This window comes from Burkholderia paludis, from assembly GCF_000732615.1.
Classification (GTDB): Bacteria; Pseudomonadota; Gammaproteobacteria; order Burkholderiales; family Burkholderiaceae; genus Burkholderia; species Burkholderia paludis.
Window position 1 is genome coordinate 1 of the sequence record NZ_JPGL01000096.1, and the last position, 23,033, is coordinate 23,033.

At 66.2% G+C, this 23,033-nt stretch carries 18 protein-coding genes and 1 pseudogene; 11 read left to right on the forward strand and 8 right to left on the reverse strand.

Annotation, left to right across the window (positions count from 1 at the left end; all coding sequences use genetic code 11):
* Positions 1-118: 118 nt before the first annotated feature.
* Positions 119-1,081, reverse strand: coding sequence for an ornithine cyclodeaminase family protein (locus GQ56_RS0136795; protein WP_031403398.1), 963 nt, complete (start codon positions 1,079-1,081; stop codon positions 119-121).
* A gap of 381 nt (positions 1,082-1,462) precedes the next feature.
* Here GQ56_RS0136795 and GQ56_RS0136800 point away from each other — a divergent pair, with 381 nt between their 5' ends.
* From GQ56_RS0136800 to GQ56_RS0136830, 6 genes are all read left to right on the forward strand, one after another.
* On the forward strand, positions 1,463-2,242 hold the full coding sequence (locus GQ56_RS0136800) for an ABC transporter substrate-binding protein (RefSeq protein WP_031403399.1): 780 nt from the start codon (positions 1,463-1,465) through the stop codon (positions 2,240-2,242).
* Between the two features lie 67 nt (positions 2,243-2,309).
* A complete protein-coding gene (locus tag GQ56_RS0136805; protein ID WP_031403400.1) occupies positions 2,310-3,554 on the forward strand; it encodes an NAD(P)/FAD-dependent oxidoreductase in 1,245 nt (414 codons plus the stop codon).
* A gap of 543 nt (positions 3,555-4,097) precedes the next feature.
* On the forward strand, positions 4,098-6,812 hold the full coding sequence (locus GQ56_RS40305) for a beta strand repeat-containing protein (RefSeq protein ID WP_031403401.1): 2,715 nt from the start codon (positions 4,098-4,100) through the stop codon (positions 6,810-6,812).
* A 302-nt stretch (positions 6,813-7,114) separates the two neighbouring features.
* The gene (locus GQ56_RS40310) at positions 7,115-7,432 is read left to right on the forward strand and encodes a quinol oxidase (RefSeq protein ID WP_152601981.1); all 318 of its coding nucleotides are present in this window, start codon (positions 7,115-7,117) and stop codon (positions 7,430-7,432) included.
* Positions 7,429-8,061 carry a LolA family protein gene (locus GQ56_RS0136825; RefSeq protein ID WP_031403403.1) on the forward strand — a complete coding sequence of 211 codons (633 nt, stop codon included), beginning with the start codon at positions 7,429-7,431 and terminating at the stop codon, positions 8,059-8,061. The genes GQ56_RS40310 and GQ56_RS0136825 overlap by 4 nt, the downstream gene beginning before the upstream one ends.
* A 41-nt stretch (positions 8,062-8,102) precedes the next feature.
* Complete coding sequence (locus tag GQ56_RS0136830; RefSeq protein WP_031403404.1) at positions 8,103-8,618, forward strand: SRPBCC family protein; 516 nt, start codon at positions 8,103-8,105, stop codon at positions 8,616-8,618.
* 36 nt (positions 8,619-8,654) lie between these two features.
* Here the strand turns inward: GQ56_RS0136830 and GQ56_RS0136835 are convergent, their stop codons facing one another.
* The 6 genes from GQ56_RS0136835 to GQ56_RS0136860 all read right to left on the reverse strand — a co-directional run bounded on the left by GQ56_RS0136835 (position 8,655) and on the right by GQ56_RS0136860 (position 16,424).
* A complete protein-coding gene (locus GQ56_RS0136835; protein ID WP_031403405.1) occupies positions 8,655-9,704 on the reverse strand; it encodes an ABC transporter ATP-binding protein in 1,050 nt (349 codons plus the stop codon).
* 27 nt (positions 9,705-9,731) lie between these two features.
* The gene (locus GQ56_RS0136840) at positions 9,732-11,330 is read right to left on the reverse strand and encodes an ABC transporter permease (protein WP_031403406.1); all 1,599 of its coding nucleotides are present in this window, start codon (positions 11,328-11,330) and stop codon (positions 9,732-9,734) included.
* Between the two features lie 2 nt (positions 11,331-11,332).
* Positions 11,333-12,367, reverse strand: a complete 1,035-nt coding sequence (locus tag GQ56_RS0136845; protein ID WP_031403407.1) for an iron ABC transporter substrate-binding protein — start codon at positions 12,365-12,367, stop codon at positions 11,333-11,335.
* 63 nt (positions 12,368-12,430) lie between these two features.
* On the reverse strand, positions 12,431-13,735 hold the full coding sequence (efeB, locus tag GQ56_RS0136850) for an iron uptake transporter deferrochelatase/peroxidase subunit (protein ID WP_031403408.1): 1,305 nt from the start codon (positions 13,733-13,735) through the stop codon (positions 12,431-12,433).
* 11 nt (positions 13,736-13,746) lie between these two features.
* The gene (locus tag GQ56_RS0136855; RefSeq protein WP_031403409.1) at positions 13,747-14,880 is read right to left on the reverse strand and encodes a hypothetical protein; all 1,134 of its coding nucleotides are present in this window, start codon (positions 14,878-14,880) and stop codon (positions 13,747-13,749) included.
* A gap of 77 nt (positions 14,881-14,957) precedes the next feature.
* Complete coding sequence (locus tag GQ56_RS0136860) at positions 14,958-16,424, reverse strand: carbohydrate porin (RefSeq protein ID WP_031403410.1); 1,467 nt, start codon at positions 16,422-16,424, stop codon at positions 14,958-14,960.
* A gap of 1,008 nt (positions 16,425-17,432) precedes the next feature.
* Here GQ56_RS0136860 and GQ56_RS45750 point away from each other — a divergent pair.
* Both GQ56_RS45750 and GQ56_RS45755 read left to right on the forward strand, forming a co-directional pair.
* Complete coding sequence (locus GQ56_RS45750; RefSeq protein ID WP_161788605.1) at positions 17,433-17,570, forward strand: hypothetical protein; 138 nt, start codon at positions 17,433-17,435, stop codon at positions 17,568-17,570.
* A gap of 203 nt (positions 17,571-17,773) precedes the next feature.
* Positions 17,774-17,923, forward strand: a complete 150-nt coding sequence (locus tag GQ56_RS45755) for a hypothetical protein (RefSeq protein ID WP_161788606.1) — start codon at positions 17,774-17,776, stop codon at positions 17,921-17,923.
* Positions 17,924-18,029: 106 nt separating this feature from the next.
* On the opposite strand, the gene GQ56_RS0136870 is transcribed toward GQ56_RS45755, so the two are convergent.
* Positions 18,030-18,779 carry a response regulator transcription factor gene (locus GQ56_RS0136870; RefSeq protein ID WP_235212825.1) on the reverse strand — a complete coding sequence of 250 codons (750 nt, stop codon included), beginning with the start codon at positions 18,777-18,779 and terminating at the stop codon, positions 18,030-18,032.
* A gap of 445 nt (positions 18,780-19,224) precedes the next feature.
* On the opposite strand from GQ56_RS0136870, the gene GQ56_RS42480 reads away from it, so the two are divergent.
* The 3 genes and pseudogenes from GQ56_RS42480 to GQ56_RS45210 form a co-directional block, all read left to right on the forward strand.
* Positions 19,225-19,524, forward strand: coding sequence for an H-NS histone family protein (locus tag GQ56_RS42480; protein WP_075123106.1), 300 nt, complete (start codon positions 19,225-19,227; stop codon positions 19,522-19,524).
* A gap of 160 nt (positions 19,525-19,684) precedes the next feature.
* Positions 19,685-20,400: pseudogene (locus GQ56_RS46815) on the forward strand (IS3 family transposase); the annotation flags it as partial.
* A gap of 840 nt (positions 20,401-21,240) precedes the next feature.
* Positions 21,241-23,033: ESPR-type extended signal peptide-containing protein (locus GQ56_RS45210; RefSeq protein WP_321029210.1), on the forward strand; the 1,793-nt coding region annotated here is incomplete at its 3' end.

Here is a 23,033-nt window from a genome sequence, read left to right on the forward strand (position 1 = left end):
GGGCCGGGCGGCGCATCGGGGCGGCGTGCCGGCGCGCCGGTGGCCGGCAGGTCCGCGCGCCCGCGCGCGGCTGCGGCGGCGGTTGCGCCATTGTATCGGCCCCGCGCGCGCGTGACGCTCATCCTCGCGTCAGGTGCAGGTACAGCGCGTGTGCGAGCGCGATGTCCTCGAGCCCGAGGCCGATCGAGCGGAAGAACGCGTGACGCGTGGGCGACGGTGCCGCGCAGGTGCCGGCGACGAGCGCGGGCAGATCGCCGACGATCCGCGCGGCGTCCCAGCCGTGGTCGGCCGCCGCGATCTGCATCTCGCCGGCGCTTGCCGGCGTCGTGTGGCGGTAGTCGCAGTAGACGTCCATGTCGGGCAGCCAGGCGGGCGGGATCTCGTGTGCGCGCGCAACGTTCGTGCTGATCGACGTGACGAGCGCGGGGCGCGTGAGCATTCCGTCGCCCAGCACGGGCGTGCCCGACGACGTGCACAGCATCACGACGTCCGCGTCGCGCACGCAGGCTTCGACGCTGGCCGCGGCGCCGGCACGCGGATCGAGCTGCGCGAGCGTCGTCTGCAGTGCCGCGTTGCCGGCGAGCGCGGGCGAATGCACGCGGATCGTCTCCCAGTCGCGCAATGCCGCCGTGTGCCGCAGGTGCGCGAGGCCGACCGCGCCCGCGCCGACGATCGCGAGACGGCGCGCGCCGCGCGGCGCGAGGCAGTCGACCGCGAGAGCCGTCGTGCCGGCCGTGCGTTCGACGGTCAGCAGCCCTGCGTCGCACCACATCAGCGGCTGGCCCGTGCGCATCGACATCAGCGCGGTCCACGCGGTGACGATCGGTCTGCCGCCCGTCACGACATACGGCGACAGCTTGGCGCCGAACACCTGCTCGTCGGCGAGCGCGCCGAGATACGTGATGAAGTCGCCGGCCTGGTCGGGAAACAGCGTGAGCGTTTGCGGCGGCTGCACCGCGCGCGCCGCGGCGAGCGACGCGAACATGCGGCGCAGCGTGCCGAGCACGTCGAGCGACGGCAGGGCTGCGCGCACCGCGGCTTCGTCGACGGTCAGTGGCAGGGGCGAGGCGGTTTGCGTCATGGCGACATCTCCGGTCGGAGCCGGACAGGACGGGCTCGGTAGATGGTGTCCGGCAGGGGTTGAAGTAGACTAAAAGTCTAGTATAGACAAATGAATTCTGGACGAATTTTCTTTTCGAGACGCCTCGCTTCCTCACGCATCTGGAAAATATTCGGAAAATCAAAGGGTTTGCTTGTGATTGCCGACGCTTCGAGACGGCATGCCGGCGCGCGAGTCGCGTATTCCCTATAGTCTATAGTAGACTTTGAGTCTATATTTTGCGTGCAAAACCCGAAGCGCCGCCATCCGGCAGCCGCACGGCATCGAATGCCGGTCCGGCGCCCGGCCGGGGCCGTCGGGCGGCCGATCTTCATTGCCTCAATCCGGAACGGAAGGACCGTCATGAACTGGAAGCTCTCCCTTTGCGCCGCTGTGGCGCTTGCCTGCGCGGCCGTCACGGCCCAGGCGGAACAGACCACGTTGCGCTTCGGGATCGAAGCCGCCTATCCGCCGTTCGAGAGCAAGACGCCGGCCGGCCAGCTGCAGGGTTTCGACGTCGACATCGGCAATGCGGTGTGCGCGAAGCTGAACATGAAATGCGTATGGGTCGAGAACGCATTCGACGGCCTGATTCCGGCGCTGCAGGCGCGCAAGTTCGATGCGATCAACTCGGCGATGAACATCACCGCGAAGCGCCGGCAGAGCATCGACTTCACGCCGGCGATCTACGTGGTGCCGATCGTGATGGTCGCCAGGCGCGGTTCGCCGCTGCGGCCCGACGTGGCAAGCCTGCGCGGCAAGCACGTCGGCGTGCTGCAGGGCTCGTCGCAGGAGGATTTCCTGAAGGCGCACTGGGCCGGTGCCGGCGTGGCCGTCGTGTCGTATCAGGATCAGGACCAGATCTATGCCGATCTCGTCGCGGGGCGGCTCGACGCGGCCGTGCAGGAAGCGCAGACCGCGCAGGAGGGATTCCTCGACAAGCCGGTCGGCCGCGACTACCAGATCGTCGGCGAGCCGCTGAAGGATCCGGCGACGCTCGGCGAAGGGACGGGCTTCGGAATGCGCAAGGGCGACAAGGCGCTCCAGGCGAAGATCGTCGGCGCGCTCGATGCGCTGAAGAAGGACGGCACGCTGGGCGCGCTGTCGCAGAAGTACTTCAAGCGCGACATCGTCGCGAAGTAAGCACGGCCGTGTGCCGGCCGCGGGGCCGGCGCATGTCGCAACGCATCTCGACGCAGTACGGGGAACCATGGATTTCGACGTCATCGTTCTGGGGGCCGGCATCGTCGGCGTGTCGTCGGCGCTGCATCTGCAGGATCGCGGGCTGCGCGTCGCGCTCGTCGACCGGCGCGGGCCCGGCGAGGAAACCAGCCACGGCAATGCCGGGCTGATCGAGCGCTCGTCGGTCGTGCCGTATGCATTTCCGCGCCGGCTCGGCACGCTGCTGCGCTATGCGCGCAATCGTTCGGTCGATCTCTACTGGGATTACCGCGCGTTGCCCGAGTATGCGGGCTGGCTCGCGCGCTTCTGGCGGGAATCGTCGCCGCGCCGGCTCGCGGCCGCCGCGCACGACCTGCTGCCGCTCGTCGCGGCGAGTGTCGTCGAGCACGACGCGCTGCTCGCGCGTACCGACGCGCAGCCGCTCGTGCACGACGGCGGGTGGATCGAGGCATTCCGTTCGCCGGTGCTGTTCGATGCGGAAACGCGCGCGCAGCAACGCGTGGCCGACGCGCACGGGCTGAGGATGAGCGTGCTCGACGCGCGGGCGCTGCGTGCGCGCGAGCCCGGCATCGGCGACGCGTTCTGCGGCGCATTCCACTGGCAGGACCCGAAGACGGTGTCGAGCCCGGGCGGGCTGACCAAGGCCTACGCGCGGCTGTTCGAGCGCGACGGCGGCACGTTCGCGATCGGCGACGCGAAGACGCTCGTGCAGGTGGACGACGGCTGGCAGGTCGGAACCGAGCATGGGCCGATCTCGGCGCGCTCGGCCGTGGTCGCGCTCGGACCGTGGTCCGATCGCGTGTTCGCGCCGCTCGGCTACCGGATTCCGCTGCGCGCGAAGCGCGGCTATCACATGCACTACCGGCCCACACGCGCGCCGCTGAGCGTGCCCGTGTGCGATACCGAGGCGGGTTTTGTCGTCGCGCCGATGGAAGGCGGACGCCTGCGGCTCACGACCGGCGTCGAGATCGCGTTGCGCGGCGCGCCGCCAACCGGCGTGCAGCTCGCACGGGCCGAGCCGCTGGCGCGCGATGCCTTCGGCATCGGTGAGCGGCTCGACCCCGAGCCGTGGCTCGGGATGCGGCCGTGCACGCCCGACATGCGTCCCGTGATCGGGCCCGCTCCGCGTCATCGTCACCTGTGGTTCGCATTCGGGCATTGCCACCACGGGCTGACGCTCGGCCCCGCGACCGGGCGGTTGCTCGCCGAAATGATGACGGGCGCGCCGACCTATATCGATCCCCATCCGTATCGGCCGGCACGATTCGGCTGAACACGCGGCGCGGCGCGGCGATGTGGCTCCGGCCGTCGCTGCGCGCGCCCGTCGCGCCCGTCGCGCCGGTTGCGCCGGTCGTGATGCGGCCGTCACAGTTTTTCATTTTGCTGTCCGATATGCGCAGGGCGACGCAACCCGAAGTCGTCTACGGAATCGCCGGGAAAGCATTCGCGAAATAAACAGAATAAGAAAATCGCGATTTCGATTTATCAATGCATTTTCATATTCCTGAAATGCGCATTGGATGACTGGCCGAGACGAGGTTCGACGTCGTTGCGAACGACCGTTCCGGCGTTACGCGGAATGTACCGGAGCACGTTACCACAGGGCTCGCAAACGTTACGTTACATCCGTGTTCCGGCGGCCATTTTCATCAGATGATTCGGACTCCGCACCCCGTCCATTTCATCGGAAACCCATTAAAAGTGCGTTATTGCCATGCAAAAGGCAGACGAATGAACCTGCCGTCTTGAATTGGCACGCTTCGTGCGATTTGACCTCGTGCTTTATCAACGAAGTGCCAACCGAGATGGGGTAACGATGGGACAGAATCTTAAATTGACGGGCGTGGCGCTGTCGGTCGCGACGGTGTTCGGCGTGTTGGCATCGGGTTCCGCGATGGCAGGTGCGCTGGATTCGCTGCCGATCCCGCAAGTGATCGTCAATCCGCCGACGAACAGCGTATCGGTCGGGCTGGTCGCGACGGGTACGTCACCGCTAGGCTCAGTTACCGTGACGGCGGGCGGGTCCGGCACGATCCAGACGTCGCTGGGCAATCCCGGGCAAGTGCTGTCGGGCGCCGTGGGGGCGGTGATCGGCGCACTCGGCAACGGCGGCGGTCCGGTGACGCCGTTCGAGCCGGTACAGGGCTTGTTGAATGACGTGACGGGTGCGTTGAGCGGCGGCAATCCGACGGGCGCGTTGACGGGGGCGCTGAATACGGCGACCGGGACGTTGAGCAACGCGGTTGGCACGGTGACGGGTGCACTCGGCGGTATCGGCGGCGGGTCGAATCCGCTGGCGCCGGTGCAAGGCGTCGTCAATCAGGTGACGGGCGCGCTTGGTGGTGTCGGTGGCGGCAATCCGGCAGGTGCATTGACCGGCGCGCTGAATACGGCGACGGGGACGCTGGGCAATGCGGTTGGCACGGTGACGGGCGCACTCGGCGGTATCGGCGGCGGATCGAATCCGCTGGCGCCGGTGCAAGGTGTGGTCAATCAGGTCACGGGGGCGCTTGGTAGCGTCGGCGGTGGCAATCCGGCAGGTGCATTGACCGGCGCGCTGAATACGGCGACGGGGACGTTGAGTAACGCGGTTGGCACGGTGACGGGCGCACTCGGCGGTATCGGTGGCGGATCGAATCCGCTGGCGCCGGTGCAAGGCGTCGTCAATCAGGTCACGGGGGCGCTTGGTAGCGTCGGCGGTGGCAATCCGGCAGGTGCATTGACCGGCGCGCTCGGGACGGTAACTGGCGCACTCGGCGGTATCGGTGGCGGATCGGATCCGCTGGCGCCGGTGCAAGGCGTCGTCAATCAGGTGACGGGCGCGCTCGGCAGCGTCGGTGGCGGCAATCCGGCGGGCGCACTGACCGGCGCGCTGAATACGGCGACGGGGACGTTGAGTAACGCGGTTGGCACGGTGACGGGCGCACTCGGCGGAATCGGCGGTGGGTCGAACCCGCTGGCGCCGGTGCAAGGCGTCGTCAATCAGGTGACGGGCGCGCTTGGCAGCGTCGGCGGTGGCAATCCGGCCGGTGCACTGACCGGTGCACTCGGCACGGTGACGGGTGCACTCGGCGGCATCGGCGGCGGGTCGAACCCGCTGGCGCCGGTACAAGGCGTCGTCAATCAGGTGACGGGCGCACTCGGCAGCGTCGGTGGCGGCAACCCGGCGGGTGCATTGACCGGCGCGCTGAATACGGCGACGGGAGCGCTGGGTAACACGGTCGGCACGGTGACGGGTGCGCTCGGCAGCGTCGGTGGCGGCAACCCGGCGGGTGCACTGACCGGCGCGCTGAATACGGCGACGGGGGCGCTGGGTAACACGGTCGGCACGGTGACGGGCGCGCTCGGCAGCGTCGGTGGCGGCAACCCGGCAGGCGCACTGACCGGCGCACTCGGTACGGTCACGGGCGCACTCGGCGGCATCGGCGGCGGCGCCAACCCGCTGACGCCGATCCAGAACGTCGTCGACCAGGTCACGGGTACGCTCGGCAGCGGCAATCCGGCCGGCGCGCTGAGTAACGCGGTCAACACGATCACGGGCACGCTCGGCAACGTCGGCGGCGCGGGAGGCCCGCTTGCTCCGGTGCAAGGCGTCGTGACGCAGCTCGCGGGTACGCTCGGCGGGTCTGATCCGCTGGCGCCGGTGCAAGGCGTCGTGAACCAGGTCGTCGGCACGCTGTCCGGCGCAGGGGGCGGCAGCCCGATCACGCCGATCACCAACCTCGTCAACGGCTTGCAGAACGCGCTGCCGACGGGCGGCAACCCGGCCGGTGCGTTGACGGGCGCACTCGGTTCGGTGACGGGCGCGCTCGGCAACCTCGGCGGCTCGAACCCGCTGGCGCCGGTGCAGGGTGTCGTGAACCAGGTCGTCGGCACGCTCGGCAGCAGCAACGTGGTCGGCACGGCCACGAACGCGTTGGGCAACGCGGTCGGTTCGGTCGTGGGCGCGATCAGCAACCTCGGCAGCACGAACCCGCTGGCGCCGGTGCAGGGCGCCGTCAACCAGGTGGTCGGTACGCTCGGCAACCTCGGCGGCTCGAACCCGCTGGCGCCGGTGCAAGGTGTCGTGAACCAGGTCGTCGGCACGCTGTCGGGCGCGGCGGGCAGCAACCCGATCGCACCGATCACGAACCTCGTGAACGGCCTGACGGGCGGCAGCAATCCGGCCGGCGCGCTGACCGGTGCGCTCGGTTCGGTGACGGGCGCACTCGCGAACGGTCCGGCGGCCATCGGGCAGACGGCCGGCGCGCTGTCGGGCGCGGCCGGCGCGACGGCCGCGGCGGGCGGCAGCCTGCTTGGCTCGGGTGCAAACGCAGCCGGCGGCACGGTGGGCGCGGTCGGCTCGCTGCTGACGACGGGCGCCAACGCGACGGCGACGGTCGTCAACGCGGTCGGCACGACGGTGGGCACGACGCTCGGCTCGGCGCCGAGCCTGTCGGTCACGCCGCACTCCGGCACCAGCTCGCCGGGCAACCCGCTCGCACCGGTGTCGTCGCTGCTCCAGTCGCTGACGGGCGCGCTGCCGAAGTAACCGGCCCCGGCGGAACGGCACGGCGGCGCGGTAACGGCCGCCATGCCCGGCGAGGCACGCAACGCGGCATGACAGGGATGTCATGCCGCGTTGTCTTTCGGGCTCCCGCTTTCCGTCGCCGCATGCGTGGCCCCAGCCCCAGCCCCAGCCGACGCGCGCGGGCCCGTATGGAACAACCAGCCGTCTCCATCCGTTTACATACCTAACCCCGGCGCCGTCGGCCGGCGGGATAATGATCGCGACGAAGCCGGTCGTCCCGTCCGGTGTCGCCGTGTCGCAATGCGCGGCTACGGAGAGCAAGCATGCAACGGATGCGCGTGCCCGCCGACGGCGTGAGGCGGCCGTCGATCGTCGGGCGCCATTTCCGCCGGCCGAACCGTGCGTTCGTACCGGCGCACGTACCGGCCGGGCCGGCACGGATGCCGCGCGGCTTTGCAGGCGTCGTGCCGCAGGCCGGCATCGCGGCGCTCGCCGAGCACGGCTCGACGCCGAGGCCCTTGCACTGGGTATCCATGCGGCCGGGCCGGTGCGCTTGCAACGGCACGCGTCGGCTGCCGAAGGTCCCGGGCCGCCGCACGCACGGGATGGACGGCGCGCCCGCTGTCGGGGCTGCGCCGTGATCGCCGCCTTGCTGGCCGCGAGCCTGATAGGAGCGAGCATGACAGCCGATCCCGTGACCGTCGCGCAGGCGCATTTCGACCACGTCCGCTCGTACCGCGCGACGATCCGCTCGACGGCACGCAGCGGCGAACGCACCGAGATCCGCTACGCCTACCTGAAACCCGGTTTCGTCCGGATGGATTTCGTGTCGCCTCATCGCGGCGCGGTGCTCGCGTACGATCCCGGCGACGGCAAGGTGCGGCTGCGCCCGTTCGGCGCGCATGCGCCGCCCGCACTGACGCTGTCGCCGTCCAATCCGCTCGTGCGCGACCGCAGCGGCCACCGCGTCGACCGGTCGGACGTCGGCGAATTGCTGCGCAACGTTCATGCGCTGCAGCAGGGCGGCGCGACGGTGACCGAAGGAGAGGAGGCCGTCGGCGGCCGGACCGCGCTGCGCGTGTCGGTCACGGGCGCGCCGACGCACGCGGTCGACGGCGTGCATCGCTACCGGCTGTGGCTGGACGCCGAGGACGGCTTTCCGCTGAAGGTCGTCAGCTTTGCCGACGATGACGACGTGCCGCTGGAAACCGTGACGCTCGACGACGTGGAGATCGACGTCGCGTTTCCCGAACGCTTCTTCGCGCCCTGAGCGGCGCCTCGATTCATGCCGACAGGCATGCCGGAGGCTGCATGGCGGAATACCGGTTCTCGACGACCTGGCGCGTGGATGCGCCGCTCGCGGCGGTCTGGGAGGCGATCTACCAGGTCGACCGCTGGCCCGACTGGTGGAAGGGCGCGGTGCGCACCGTCGAGATCGAGCCGGGCGACCCGCGCGGCGTCGGCGCGTTGCACCGCTATACGTGGAAGGGCGCGTTGCCGTACCGGCTGACCTTCGACATGCGCGTGCGGCGCGTCGAGCCGCCGCATGCGCTGGAAGGCCGTGCGAGCGGCGCGATCCAGGGCGACGGATGCTGGTCGTTCGTCGCGGACGGCGCAGGCACGATCGTGCGCTACGACTGGCACATCCGCACGCACGTGCGCTGGATGAACCGGCTGGAGCCGCTCGCGCGCCCGCTGTTTCGCTGGAATCACGATGTCGTGATGCGCGCGGGCGCGAAGGGGCTCGCGCGGCGCCTGGGGGCGGCCGTCGAAACGGACGGCCGGATCTTCCGGCCATCGCCGGAAGCGGGCTGCGCCGATACGTGACGGCGTCTGGCAGCGTGCGACGACGGGGCGCGCCGCTCAGCGCGCGTATGCCATCACCGCGCCGTCCACCACCAGCGCGACACGTTCGCCGACGGCCGGACAGCGGTGGCCCGGCACGCGTACGCGCACGAGCACGTCGCGATCGGCATCGAGGCGCGCGAGCACGTCGGCGTCCTGGCCGGCAAACTGCGCGGCTTCGACGCGCGCCGTATGGCCGCGCATCGCGTCGGTCTGTGCGACCGGCACGAGGCCGATCTGTTCGGGGCGCAGCATCGCATCGGCGGGCCCGTCGGGCAGCGGCGCGACGAGCGGCAGTTCGCCGAGCGCGCACGCGATGCGCCTGTCGTGCACGCGCCCGGCAAGCAGCACCGCCTGCCCGACGAACGACGCGACGTCGCGCGTGACCGGCTGCCGGTACAGCGTTTGCGGCGCGGCCGTCTGCACGAGCCGGCCCTGCCACATCACCGCCACTTCGTCGCCGAGCGTCATCGCCTCGGGCTGGTCGTGCGTGACGAGCACGGAGGTCGCGCCCGCCGCGGCGAGCGCATCCGCGACCGCGCTGCGCGTTTCGTGCCGCAGCGACGTATCGAGCGCGGAGAACGGTTCGTCGAGGATCACGAGCGACGGCTCGGGTGCGAGCGCGCGCGCGAGTGCGACACGCTGCTGTTGCCCGCCGGACAGCTGCTGCGGCGCGCGGCTCGCATACGACGCCGGCAGCCCGACCATCTCGAGCAGTTCGTCGACGCGATGATGGCGCCGCCGCGCCGCGCGCGGCAGCCCGAAGGCGATGTTGTCGGCCACCGACAGGTGCGGAAACAGCGCGCCTTCCTGCGGCACGTAGCCGATTCGGCGCTGCTCGGGCGGCAGGTGTACGTCGGGCGCGGCCACGCGGCGTCCGTCGATTTCGACGGTGCCGCGCTCGGCGCGCTCGAAGCCGCACAGCACGCGCAGCAGGGTGGTCTTGCCGCTGCCGGACGGGCCGAGCAGCGCGAGACGCGAGCCGCGCCGCACCGTGAGGTCGATGTCATGCAGGACGGTGTGCGATCCGAACGATTTGGACAGGCCGTGGATGCGTAGTTCGCTCATGGGCGGTTCCGGTGAAAAGGGCGGCGCTCAGTCGCGCACCGAGGCGCGGCCGAGCAGCAGGAACAGCAGTCCCGATGCGCCGAGCGACAGCGCGACGAGCAGCGCCGCGTATGGCGCCGCGGCAGCGAACGCGAGGGTCGCCGTATCGCTCCACACCTGCGTCGCGAGCGTGCGCGTGCCGATCGGCGACAGCAGCAGCGTCGCGTTGAGTTCCGTGACGACCGAGATGAACACCATCGTCGCGGCCGCGCCGAGGCCGGGCGCCGCGAGCGGCAGCACCACCCGCGTGAGCGTTGCGCGCCAGCCCAGGCCGAGCGAACGCGCGGTTTCCTCGAGCCGGACCTGCACGTGCGACAGCGCGGCGCGCACGCTGACGACCGCGAGCGGCAGGAACAGGATCGCGTAGGCGGCGACGAGCGCCGGTGCGCTCTGGTAGAACGGCTGCAGCAACCGCACCGTGATCGATACGATCGCCAGCGCGACGACGATCCCCGGCACGCCTTGCACGGTCATCGCCGTGCGCTCCAGGATCGTCGCGATGCGGCCCGGATATCGCACCAGCAGGAACGCGAGCGGCAGCGCGAGCAGCGTCGTGACGGCCGCTGCCACGAGGCCGTAGCTCGACGACGCGAGCGTGGCCTGCCACAGCAGCTCGGGCGACACGTCGGTCGGCGTGACGGCGGCCGCGCCTTGCTGCGTGAGCCAGTAGCCGATCATCGCGAGCGGCACGCCGAGCGTCGCGGCCGCGAGTGCGGCGAACGACACGGTGACGACTGCGCGCAGCCTGCCGAGCGGATAGCGCATCGCGACGCGGCGTGCGGCACGGTGCGTATGGCCGTAGCGTGCATGGCCGCGTGCGCGCGCCTCGATCGCGAGGCACAGCAGGCACAGCGCGATCAGCACACAGCCGAGCAGCGATGCGCCGCCGCCGTCGAACGCGGTGCGGTATTCCGCATAGATCTCGGTCGTGAACGTGCGAAAACGCAGCAACTGGAACGCGCCGAACTCGGACAGCACGCCGAGCGCGACGAGCAGCATCCCGCCGCACAGCGCGGGGCGCAACTGCGGCAGCACGACGCGGAAGAAGGTATGCCACGGCGAACAGCCGAGCGTGCGCGCGCTTTCCTCCAGCGCGGGATCGAGTTCGCGCAGCGCGGCGGCCACCGGCAGGTAGACGAGCGGAAAGTACGCGGAGGTGAGCACCACCAGCGCGCCGAGGAAATCCTGCAGATCGAGGCTCAGCGACACCCACGCGTAGCTCGTGATGAACGGCGGCACCGCGAGCGGCGCCGCCGCCAGTGCGGTCCACAGCGGCCGCGCCGGCAGGTCGGTGCGCTCGATGAACCACGCCACCGCCGTGCCGAGCAGCGTGCACGCGAGGGTCGCGGCGAGCGTGATCGACAGCGTGTTGACCAGCAGTTCGCCGACGAGCGGACGCCACAGCAGCTCGATCGCGTCGTCGAGGCCGAAGGTTGCCGCGCGGTACAGCGTGAAGCCGAGCGGCAGCAGGATCGCGAGCGGCCCGCACGCGGCCGCGGCGACGAGCGCACGCGACGGGCGGCGCCGTGTCGCGGTGCGCTCGCGGTCCCGGTCGGTGCGCGCCGTGCGGGACACGGCGTCGCTCATGGTCAGAGCAGGCCGGCCTGGCGCAACAGCTTGCCGGCCTGGCTGTCGTCGCCGAGCTGTTCGAACGTCAGCGCCGGCGGGTTCAGTTCGCTGAACGGCTTCAGGATCGGATCGGGGGCGACGCCCGGGTGCAGCGGATATTCGAAGCTGATATGGCCGTTCGCCATCAGCTTCTGCGCGCGCTCGCTGACGAGATACTCGACGAACTTCTGCGCTTCCGCCGGGTGCTTCGATGCCTTCAGCACCGCGGCGCCCGACACGTTGACGGCCGCGCCGACGTCGCCGTTGCCGAAGTGGTGGATCGCGCTGCGGGTCGACTTGTCGCCGAGTTCGGCGTGCAGGCGGTCCCAGTAGTAGTTGTTGATGATCCCGGTCAGCACGCCGCCGCGGTTGACGGCCGCCGTCACGCCTTCGTCGTCGTCGAAGATCTGCGCGTTGGCCTTCAGGCCCTTCAGCCATTGCAGCGTCGCCGCTTCGCCGTGCAGCGCGAGCACCGCGCTCACGAGCGGCAGGAAGTCGGCATCGCTCGGCGCGACGCCGACCTTGCCCTTCCACTCCGGCTTCGCGAGATCGAGCAGCGATGCGGGCAGTTGCTGCGGCTGGATCTTCGCGGTGTTGTAGACGAGCACGTTCTCGCGTGCGAGCACGCCGACCCAGTTGCCGTCGGCCGGGTTGAAGCGGGCCGGCACCGATTGCAGCGCGGCGCCGCCGGTCTTCGCGAGCAGGCCCTTGCGGTCGAGCAGCACGAGTTCCGGCGAATTCTCGGTGAAGTACACGTCGGCCGGCGTGCGGTCGCCTTCCGTGACGATCTGCGCGGCCAGCGCCGGGCCTTCACCCGAGCGCACCTTCACGGAGATGCCGCTTGCTGCTTCGAAGTCCTTGACGAGCTGGTTGACGACTTGCTCGTGTTGCGCGTTGTACAGCGTGAGCGTCGCGGCATGTGCGTGCGTGGCGTGCAGCGCGCCGGTCAGCATCAGCGCGGCGGCCGCCGCGGAAATCAGGTGCCGCAGCGGGCGGCTAACGGGTGAAGTAGTCATATTGTCTTGAGCAGGTTGCCCGGCCGGGCCGGGAAGGTGTGCCTTTGCTTGCGTGGTGCCGCGTCATGCCTCGAACAGTGCGGCGCCAATATACGAACCAGGCTGCGCGCCCGGCGGGCACGCGAAGATCGCGCTGCCGACGTGCGTGGTGAACTGGTTCATGATGTCCAGCTTCGAGAGCTTCTCGTTGATCGGAATGAAGCCCTTGCGCGGGTCGCGCTGGTGCGCGACGAACATCAGCCCCGCGTCGTACTCGGTCTGCTGGCGCCACGGCGGCCAGCGCTCGATGTAGAAGTTCGTGCTGTCGTTGTACGAGTAGGCGCGGCGCAGGATCTGCGCGCCGTTGTTGAGCTGCGGCGACGCGAGGCGCGCATGCGAGTTGTCGGGGATGACCGGGTTGCCGTCCTTGTCGGCCGCGTCGAGGTCGAGCGGCTCGAACTCGTTCTTCTGGCCGAGCGGCGCGCCGCTGTACTTGTGGCGGCCGACCACCTGCTCCTGGAAGCCGAGCTCCGTGTTGTCCCAGTGTTCGAGCGTGATGCGGATCCGGCGCACGACCGTGTAGGTGCCGCCGTTCATCCATGCGGGGCCTTCATCGCCGGCCCACACGAATTCGTTCATCGCGGCCGGATCGGACATCGGCGGATTCATCGTGCCGTCCTTGAAGCCCATCAGGTTGCGCGGCGTCTCGCCGGGCTTGCCCGACGTGAAGCCGGCCTGGCCCCAGCGCATCTGCGTCGTCTTCGCCCCGAGGCGCACGAGCTGGCGCACCGCGTGGAATGCAACCTGCGCGTCGTCCGCGCACGCCTGGATGAACAGGTCGCCGCCGGTCTTCTCGGGCAGCAACTGATCGCCGTTGAAGCGCGGCAGGTCGACGAGCGCGGCGGGGCGCTGCTTCGCGAGGCCGTAGCGGTCCTTGCCCGCGAGCGCGAACAGGCCGGGCCCGAAGCCGAACGTGATGGTCAGGCGCGCGGGGCCGAGGCCGAGTGCGTCACCGCCATCGGCCGGCGCGACTTCGTCGTTGCCCGTCGCGGCGAGCGGCAGCGCGGTGTCGCCGCGCGTCATGCGCGCGGCGGCGTCGGTCCAGGTCTTCAGCAGCGCGATGACCTCCGCGCGCTGGGCCGTCGTCAGGTCGAGCGCCGCGAAATACGCATGACGCTGCTGCGGCGTCGAGATGCCGCTCTGGTGCTTGCCGTAGAACGGTTCGACGCCGTCGTGCGCAGCGGCGGGTGCAGGTGCGGCGGCGGGGGCGTCCGCGGCCTTCGCGGCCGGCATCGACGCCGCCGCGAGGCCGGCGGCCACCGCGGCGCCGCCTGCCTTGAGGAAGCCGCGTCGCGCGGGGCGTGGCGGCCGGTTGAGATCGTCTGCCATGGCTGGCTCCGTTACTTCGCGAGCAGCAGCGTGTTGACGTCGTCGGCGACGAAATAGAATCCGTCGCCTTCCGGTGTCATGACGATGCCGAACAGGTTGCCGTTGCCCGGGGGCGTTTGCGCCTTGTCGGTATTGATCCAGCGCGCGTAGATCTGCTTGCCGGCGACCGGGTCGATTTCGACGACCTGGCCGTTCAGCGCGTTGGTCGCGAGCAGGTGGCCGTTCGGCGCGGTCGTCAGTGCGAGCGGGCGGTGCAGGAAGCCGTCGGCGGTGACCTGGCGGCCGACGCCCGCGCTGGTGTCGCGCGTGAGCGGGTCGTCGATCTCGACGATGCGGTTGCCGATCGCGTCCGACACGTACAGCTTCTTCTGGTCGGCGGACAGTGCGAGGCCGGTCGGGCCGACCAGGAACACGCCCTTGTCGGCCTGCGCGCCGAGGCCGCTCGCGACCACCGTTTCCTGCTTGATGACCGGCGGCTTGCCGGCCGGCACTTCGAGGTCCAGGCGCAGCACGGTTGCCTGCTTGTAGACGGGCGGCGTGCCGTCGGCACCGCCGACGCCGAAGCCGGCCATGCTGATGAACAGAGTCGCGCTGTCGCCGCGGTCGACCACGGCCATGTTGCCCCACGGGTCGTTGATGTTCGGCGTCGACCACGTCGATGCGATCTTGCCCTGCGGATCGAGCACGATCAGGCAGCCGGCGCCCTTGGTGTTGGTCGTGCCGTCGTTGCTCGGCGTGCTGCCGACGATCACCCAGCCCGACTTCAGCATCGTCATCGCGGTCGACAGGCCGACGCCGCCCGGGCACGCCTTGAGGTCGCGCGGGATGGACGCGAACAGGCTCAGCTGCTTGGTCGACGGGCGGTAGTTGACGATCGTGCTGCCGGTGCCCTGCAGGTTCGCGGCGTTGTTGAAGTTGTCGACGAGCACGTCGCCGGCCTGGATCGAGCCGGCCGACACCGGCGCGATCGCGATCGCGTACGGGTTCTGGTCGCCGTTGTCCGGCACCGTGTTGACGAGCGTGGTGTGGCGATGCACCGTCTCGAGAAAACCTTGCGGCTCGGCGAATGCGCCGGCGGCAGCCGTCAGCGCGGCGGCGGCCAGTGCGCCCGTCGCGAGGCGGCGAAGCAGGGCGGATTGGATCATGTGACTCTCCTGGGGAGCGCGCCGTCCGGGCGGCGCGCGAAAATGGGCGACAGGTGCGGGTGGTGCGGGCGCGACGCTCAGAACGTGATCGTCGTCCGCGCGCCGAGCACGAACGTGTTGCGCAGCGGCTGGGTCGCGTCGGTCGGGTTCTGTCCGGCGCCGGCGTTGAACGTGTACTGCGCGTCGGCCTGGATCACCCACCACGGGTTGACCTGGTACTGGTAGGTCGCTTCGAGCGTCGTCTCGCGGGTGCGCACGCCGTACGGGCCGGTCGCGAACGACTGCGCGGTCTGGTCGAGGTCGGTCGTGTGGCTGCCGATCTGGATGTACGTGACGCCGAGGCCGATGCTGTCGTTGTCGCGGCCCTCGAACGGCCCCTTCAGCACGATGCCTGCGTTGGCCGAGAGGCTCACCAGGTTGCGGTCGCCCGGCGCGCCCATCACGCGCGCGAACACGCCGAGGCTTTTCGCGCCGGTCGGGTCGGGGCGCCAGACCATCTGGTCGACCACCGCGTAGAAGCTGTAGTTGCCGCGGTGCTGCTGCGCAATGCCGTTCGACAAGGGATTCGCGAGCGACAGCCCGTCGGTGCCGACGTTCTGGTCGGGGAACTGGCCGTTGTGATACCAGAAGCCGATCTTGTAGGTCCCCGGCAGCCCGTTCGAGTTGCCGGTATCCATTTCACCGTCGGCCGGCTGGTTCAGCGCGTACTGCAGCTCGCCGATATAGAGCGCGCCGTTGTGCAGGTTGAAGTTCGTGCCGCTCAGGTTGTTCGGGTTGTTGCCGAGCGGATCGCCGTCGAACACGCCCGCGAGCGCGGTGAGCTTCGGCGTGATCTGCGCGCGCAAGCGTACGCCGAGGTCCGCCAGCGGGTAGGCGGGGCCGCCGTTGGGCAGGTCGTACGAAGGCAGCCCGGGCCAGCCGAACATCGTGTTGACGAAAATGTTCGCATACGTGCTGACGATGAATTCCTGGTCCAGGCTCTGCTGGCCGATCTTCACGTCGACGCGCTTGTCGAGGAACGACTGCTGGTACCACAGCTCCCACAGGCGCGTCGTGTCCTGCGCTTCGATGCCGCTCGCGGTGTTGAGCGTGCCGAGGTTCCGGGTGCTGAGGTTGGTGCCGTGGATCTGCAGCGCGCTGACGTTGAACGTGCCGCCGGGCAGGCCGATCGCCTTCTGCGTGTCGACCGTCAACGTCGCCGTCGTCAGCCCGTCGTACGTGCCGCCGCGGTTCAGGCCGCCGCGCAGGTTCGAGAGGTATTCGCTGGTTTCGGTAATCTGCAGCGTCGCCCCGTACTTGCCGAGCCACGGGCGGATGCCGCCCATGTCGCCGAGCAGGTTCTGGCGGGTCCAGATGCCGCTCCACATGTCGGTCGGCTTGGCCTGGATCGCCAGGTCTGCCTCGGGCGCTTCGGGTTGCGCGTCGACCGGCACGTCGGCGAACGCGGCGCCGCTTGCGAACGATGCACATGCAAGGACGGCCGCACAGGCGGCGGGGCGCATCCGGGCGCGGATGCTGTCTCCCTGGAACGACGCAAACTTCATATCAAATCCCTGGCTCTATTTAGTGTGGATTCCTGCTCGTCAGCCGCTGTCCGGACGCTCGGCACCGATTGGCGAGAGCATTGGGAAAAGCGCAACGCGGCGCATCGTAGGAGTGTCAAATGCTAAAGTCAATGTAAACGAGAATGATTCGCATTAAATTACTGAATGTAATGAGGTACCTTACGAATCCTGCTTTGGTCAGGTTTATCGAATGGATAAACCGTAAATATGTGCGTAATGAAAACGTATGGTTGGATCCGGGGCAATGCGCTCGCCGGGCAGGGCGGCAAGTGGCAAACCTGCCGTCGTCCGATACGTGGAATCAACCCCGTTGCAGCTATTTTCACGCGATGGCGTCTCGCTGGAATTTGGTGCTTACCCGGTAATCGTCGAATGCGGTTCATTCGCTTGCGTTCTACTGGACTGACGCATGAACAGCACTGGATTACGTGCGAACCGGCGGTGAAAGCGTTGCTTGCGACTTCTACGTAATTTCCCTTGGCGGGATTCATTTGTGTTTGATGCAGCTCAAGCTGGAGTCACGTTTCGCTGAGCCGTGTCTCGGGGGAGCATTGGAATGGTTGCGCATTGAGCAGCGGTGGCCGATTTGGCAGGAAGTGACAATCGTTCAAACCTCGCTTCGTAGGGACCAGTACCATTGAGATGCTCTTCCCAGGAGCACATCCCCTCGGATTTGACGCCAGGCTCGCGCCTGGCCTTTTTCTTGTGGAAACGAGCGGGGATGCCTGAAATATATGTGAGGAATGCAGAATTATATTGTTCGATGCCGGAACTCGGCACGATGCGCGCGATGTCTGATTGCAAGCGTTGGCGGCAATGTCTGCGCGTTCAGCGGCATCGATGTCGATGGCACAGCGACTAATGCACAAGGGGCCTCGGCCACTCAACGATCCAGACGTGTCGACGCGATCGGGCCTTCTTCCCCGGTCGGTGCACAGGTCATTTTCCGCATGGACTGGGGACTGGCGATGCAGTGGCGGTGTCGAAATGAATAAGGCGATGCTCGGTATGTTCGGCCTGCTGATCGGCGGACTCGTCGTCACGCTGGTAATAGTCCTGAAAACGGCGCCCGCGCCTCAGGAAAAGACCACACATGCAGCAGCGAAACCATCGAAGGTGAAGTGACAGTGCGTGTTTTGTTGACGCTGTGGGGAAGTACGATCGTGCTGGCGATGTGTGTGGCCTGGCTGGCCGATCGCCCGATGGCCAGCCAGCCCGTGCCATTTGTCGCACGACTGATGCAGGACCCCGCGAAATTGATCGTCAGGCAGCAGGGCGGGCAGGTCCGGTAACCGACGGCTCGCGCGGTCTCCGGTGTGAAGGTGAAAATGCAATATTCCCTGTATCGAATTCTGGTAGTCACGGCGCTCGCCTGGCAATTGACGGTACCCGCGGAAATGGAAGCCTCGGTCGGCGTCGTGCAGATCGCGGATGCCGAAGCGCGGTGGTGTCCGGAGGGCGGGTTCAAACCTGCATAGGCGATCAAGGGTCGTCAGAATGAACGCGTGCACGAGGTGCCGGTGAGCCTTTTGACCTACCCGCCCCGGGATGGTGAGCAGGTCACGCCGGCTGTCGATGGAGCAGCTATTCACCGCTGCTCACGACACTCGATTCGATCAGTTCCAGGCGATATCCGTGATTGTAGACAGCCCGAAGCCGAACCCCGTTTTCGGGGCCGATTCGCAGCTTGGATCGCACGCGATAGACGTGGGTATCGAGCGTGCGCGAAAAAATGTGATCGCTATTGCGCCCCCATATCGACTTGATCAGCGCTTCCCGTGGTATCGCACGGCCGCAATTCTGAAATAGCGCGACGGCAACGCTGAATTCCCTGGACGTCAGTTTGATCAGGTCATCGCCCAGGAATACGGTCTCGGTCGCAAGTTCCAGGCGATAGCGGCCGATGCTGATCGATGTTGGCGTCGAGTTGTCCGGATACGCCCGTCGCAGGAGGGCGCGCACTCGTGCGATCAATTCATGGCGACGAAGGGGTTTGACCATGTAGTCGTCGGCGCCCGCCTCAAGCGCCACGACAAGCTGGTCTTCGCGTGCTCGATTCGTGAGGAACAACACGGGGAGATCCTTGCCGACTCGTACACGAATCCAGGCGAGGACCTCCAGTCCGGAAATATCCGGCAAGTTCCAGTCGAGCACGACCAGATCGAAGGTGGCTGTTTCGAGCAGGCGTATGGCTTCTGCTCCCCGGGTGGCACCGCGTAAATCGAACCCTTCGGCGATGAGTGTGTCCTGGAGAAGCGCCGCCTGTGCAGGCTCGTCGTCAACGGCAAGAATTTTCATTGGCACCATTTTTTCGTGCTGCTCGAATCCGCGCATGCCCGCTTGCATTGGCGCCGATCTATTCGTTAGATTGATATGAAAGAAAATTGAAATATTTGACTAATTGCGATGCGGTCGATGGCATCGGTGTTTCGCAAACAGAATGGCATTATTAAGTGCTTTTTTTGTCAACTTTTCTGAACGAAATGGCGATTGGTGACACATTGAAATGTGACAAATGTTGTCATTTACCGACCGTTATCCCTATAGCATGCACATATGAATTGTCGGGGCGGATGCGAGCATGCCTTGAATGTGTTGGCTACCTGATCTTCCCGTGCGGTGGGAAAGACCGGGTAATTTCAACGGTTTGTATTTCGGTATTTCACTGCGAGCGGTGGCCGGGTTAAATCGGGTTGTTCAATGTTCGTGGCTGGTTGGGTCGGTCGGCAACTTGAATTCTGATCGTGAGTAACGATTTTTGAATATATGAGCGCGTAACATGGAGTCGTATCGACAATATCTGGCCGAGAGGGCGAGACTGGAGTCTCGAATTGCCGAGGAGCGACGGGCTGCCGTTGGGGCAATTTTGCTCGAGATAAAGTATTGCGTTCGGGAGTTTGGTTTCGTTCCGGAAGATATTTTTGCGCCCGATGTCTTGCGTCGTACGACCAAGCGGCGGCCGCGTTATTTCGATCCTGTTAGCGGCGCGACGTGGTCCGGGGTAGGGCGTGTCCCCGAGTGGATTCGCGACAAAGATCGCAAGCAGTTTGAGATATCCAATTTTGAATCCGAGGATTGAGGTATTTGACTGTCGTGGGAACCGACAAGTGAGTTGTGCCGGGTTTTGTGGATGCGCTGCCTCTTGAGAAAACGGAGTCGTGAACGAGCGGCCGCGCCAGTTTTCCACCGGAAGTCAGGGGGCATGCAATGCGTCTGGCACTTCAATAGTGTGGTGTCGGGAGCGTGGCGGCATGAGCACGCCTGAGCGTGAACGCGTCGAGGCCCCGGAGCGCGGGGCCGTGGAACCGCGTCGTACCAACGAGATCCTCAAGCTGGCGAGCGCGTGTTTTGCCCAGGCAGAACTCGATTGCCGATTCGATTCATGAAACCTGCGCCGATCACTATCACGCCCCGTCGGAACTGAGCCAATCCGGCCAGCCAACGTGCAGGTCCACCGCGTTCCGGAAGGTCTGGAAGCAGATGAACCGGGCGGGCAATCTTGATCGCATGCTGTGCGGTCGGGCGGTTGATGAGGCGGCAGGGCTTGCAAGGCGCAGTTCGCGGCAAGCGAGTTCGTGCGACGGATTCCGACACGAGCGCACGGTGCCCGTTGAACCGGGTCAACCGGCCGTTCACTGCCGAGTGCCCAATCGACTTCGGGGGTCAGATTTCACCTGCGTCGCGACATGGCGGAGCTGGCTTTACGTGGCTAACGTGCCGACTGAAACGATCGGCCGCCTGTTCATGACGGCGCTCATTCATCGGGGCGTGTCGTGGAAAACACGGGAATCCGCCGAACCGGCAACCCTGCAATGAGTGGCTTGGTACGTTCGTTATCGGCTCGATCGAGCTACTCGGCGACATTCCACCCGCCGCGGCAGCGGCAGCGGCAGCGGCAGCGGCAAACTATCGAAGGCAACTCGGAAATGCCGCTGACACATCCGCATTGACCTGAGCCAATCGGACCCTGTGGCTGCGTCTGCGGTTTTCATTCGGCGACTGATTCGGGCGTGCATTGGGTTGCCATGCCTGTTTGGCGAGTGCTCGCTTGCCATGGACTGCAGCGCATGCCGCATGTTCAGTGAGCGTCGGAAATTATCCATCAGCTTTTCTTCGTCATCCTGCTGGACCCGTTGCCGACATTGCTGTCAGGTCACGCCCATCGTCGCTCCCGGTGTATTCGTCCATTGGCATTCGCGTAGCCATTTCTTGTTTCTCTTGCATTCCACCTGCCTTTGATGGGGTAGGGCTCGTCGACCGTTCGCGACGTATCCGCATGGCCGAGCGTTTCGCGGAGACGACGGCGTGATTGCGTGGTCTTCGTGTCGAAGCCGGACGCCACTGGTGTCGTGCTTCGTCTGGCCGCCGGACTCGAGCATCGCAACGAGAAGCATCTCCGTAGTGCACCGCCATATCGTTTGTCGTACGAATCCCGGTTCACGACGGGTTCCGCTACTCTGGGGAGATGCAGCTTTTTGGAATATCGGGATGAATTAAAAATGCATGATTGTTAAAAATCGTTATTTAAACATTTGAATGTCTGGTTGTTGATTGGCGTAATGAATTTCGCGGGCTGTGACAGAAGTTCACATTCACGATTAAACGAATCTATATCCTGACTTGGTAAGTTGCTTCTTCTGGGTCCGAGGTCGATCAGTTCGATCAGTTCGATAATTCGATTGCGAGTCCCGTGTGGTGGCGTGTAATCGAAGGCTGAATTTACGGTTCATATTTTTTAATTAACGAGATCCGATCAAAAATGATTGATCGGCTGGTAAGTCGCGCGGGGTGAAAAATGAACAAGACATATCGATCGATCTGGAATGAGGCGCTGGGGGCCTGGGTCGCTATATCGGAACTCGATTCCGCTCGAGGCAAGCCGAAGAAGCCGAAGGTGGCGGCTTTCGCTGCCTTGGCTGTAGTGGCTTTGAGTGCGCAGATGCATGATGCTCATGCGCAGTACGTGAATAATTCCGCATGGGCTTCGGCCTCCGGTGCCAACGCTATAGCGATTGGCTCCAATACAACATATGTGACTAGTGCAAGCGGTAGCCAGTCTATTGCTATTGGCTCTGCAGCGAACGCAAGCAATGGCAACACCGTCGCTTTCGGTACTGGAGCTGCTGCGTCCAGTCAAAATGGCACCGCTATTGGTGCATATGCCACCGCCAGCGGTACTACGAACAGCACCGCTTTAGGTGACGGTGCCACCGCAAACGCTAACTCGTCACTTGCCATCGGACAGTCAGCGATAGCAACCGTCGTAGGCTCGGTAGCCCTCGGCAACGGCTCCACGACGACTAGTGCCGCGTCCGGTGCCACCGGCGGAACCGGCACGGTCAGCAGCGCAACCATCGGTAGTGTTACGTATGGATCGTTCGCGGGTACCAGTGGCACCAACGGTGTGGTGAGTGTAGGGAGTGCGGGCAACGAGCGCCGCATACAGAACGTCGCTGCGGGCCTGATTAGCGCGACCAGTACCGATGCCGTGAACGGCAGCGAGTTGTATTCGGTCGCAAGTACGACGATCTCCAGCATCACGTCGTTGTCGACTTCCGCGTCGACGGGACTGTCGTCGGCTAGCAGCTCGATTACATCGTTGTCGACGTCCACGTCGACGGGCCTGTCGTCGGCGAACAGCTCGATCACTTCGCTGTCGACGTCGACCTCGACCGGCCTGTCGTCGGCCAATAGTTCGATCACCTCGCTGTCCACATCCACGTCGACTGGCCTCTCATCGGCGAATAGCTCGATCACGTCGCTGTCGACGTCGACCTCGACCGGCCTGTCGTCGGCCAATAGTTCGATCACCTCGCTGTCCACATCCACGTCGACTGGCCTCTCATCGGCGAATAGCTCGATCACGTCGCTGTCGACGTCGACCTCGACCGGCCTGTCGTCGGCCAATAGTTCGATCACCTCGCTGTCCACATCCACGTCGACTGGCCTCTCATCGGCGAATAGCTCGATCACGTCGCTGTCGACGTCGACCTCGACCGGCCTGTCGTCGGCCAATAGTTCGATCACCTCGCTGTCCACATCCACGTCGACTGGCCTCTCATCGGCGAATAGCTCGATCACGTCGCTGTCGACGTCGACCTCGACCGGCCTGTCGTCGGCCAATAGTTCGATCACCTCGCTGTCCACATCCACGTCGACTGGCCTCTCATCGGCGAATAGCTCGATCACGTCGCTGTCGACGTCGACCTCGACCGGCCTGTCGTCGGCCAATAGTTCGATCACCTCGCTGTCCACATCCACGTCGACGGGCCTCTCGTCGGCGAATAGCTCGATTACGTCGCTGTCGACATCGACCTCGACCGGCCTGTCGTCAGCCAACAGTTCGATTACCTCGCTGTCGACCGGCCTTTCGTCGACCAATAGCTCGGTTACGTCGCTGTCGACGTCCACGTCGACGGGGCTGTCGTCGGCGAATAGCTCGATCACCTCACTGTCGACGTCGACCTCGACGGGTCTGTCGTCGGCCACCAGCTCGATTACTTCGCTGTCCACGTCCACGTCGACGGGGCTGTCGTCAGCGAACAGCTCGATCACGTCGCTGTCGACGTCGACCTCGACCGGCCTGTC

What these genes read in the sequence shown, in the direction of transcription:
- GQ56_RS0136795 (WP_031403398.1), bottom strand. Translation starts at nt 1,081, where the DNA reads ATGACGCAAACCGCCTCGCCCCTGCCACTGACCGTCGACGAAGCCGCG.
- GQ56_RS0136800 (WP_031403399.1), top strand. Translation starts at nt 1,463, where the DNA reads ATGAACTGGAAGCTCTCCCTTTGCGCCGCTGTGGCGCTTGCCTGCGCG.
- GQ56_RS0136805 (WP_031403400.1), top strand. Translation starts at nt 2,310, where the DNA reads ATGGATTTCGACGTCATCGTTCTGGGGGCCGGCATCGTCGGCGTGTCG.
- GQ56_RS40305 (WP_031403401.1), top strand. Translation starts at nt 4,098, where the DNA reads ATGGGACAGAATCTTAAATTGACGGGCGTGGCGCTGTCGGTCGCGACG.
- GQ56_RS40310 (WP_152601981.1), top strand. Translation starts at nt 7,115, where the DNA reads ATGCAACGGATGCGCGTGCCCGCCGACGGCGTGAGGCGGCCGTCGATC.
- GQ56_RS0136830 (WP_031403404.1), top strand. Translation starts at nt 8,103, where the DNA reads ATGGCGGAATACCGGTTCTCGACGACCTGGCGCGTGGATGCGCCGCTC.
- GQ56_RS0136835 (WP_031403405.1), bottom strand. Translation starts at nt 9,704, where the DNA reads ATGAGCGAACTACGCATCCACGGCCTGTCCAAATCGTTCGGATCGCAC.
- GQ56_RS0136840 (WP_031403406.1), bottom strand. Translation starts at nt 11,330, where the DNA reads ATGAGCGACGCCGTGTCCCGCACGGCGCGCACCGACCGGGACCGCGAG.
- GQ56_RS0136845 (WP_031403407.1), bottom strand. Translation starts at nt 12,367, where the DNA reads ATGACTACTTCACCCGTTAGCCGCCCGCTGCGGCACCTGATTTCCGCG.
- efeB (WP_031403408.1), bottom strand. Translation starts at nt 13,735, where the DNA reads ATGGCAGACGATCTCAACCGGCCGCCACGCCCCGCGCGACGCGGCTTC.
- GQ56_RS0136855 (WP_031403409.1), bottom strand. Translation starts at nt 14,880, where the DNA reads ATGATCCAATCCGCCCTGCTTCGCCGCCTCGCGACGGGCGCACTGGCC.
- GQ56_RS0136860 (WP_031403410.1), bottom strand. Translation starts at nt 16,424, where the DNA reads ATGAAGTTTGCGTCGTTCCAGGGAGACAGCATCCGCGCCCGGATGCGC.
- GQ56_RS45750 (WP_161788605.1), top strand. Translation starts at nt 17,433, where the DNA reads ATGAATAAGGCGATGCTCGGTATGTTCGGCCTGCTGATCGGCGGACTC.
- GQ56_RS45755 (WP_161788606.1), top strand. Translation starts at nt 17,774, where the DNA reads ATGCAATATTCCCTGTATCGAATTCTGGTAGTCACGGCGCTCGCCTGG.
- GQ56_RS0136870 (WP_235212825.1), bottom strand. Translation starts at nt 18,779, where the DNA reads ATGCGCGGATTCGAGCAGCACGAAAAAATGGTGCCAATGAAAATTCTT.
- GQ56_RS42480 (WP_075123106.1), top strand. Translation starts at nt 19,225, where the DNA reads ATGGAGTCGTATCGACAATATCTGGCCGAGAGGGCGAGACTGGAGTCT.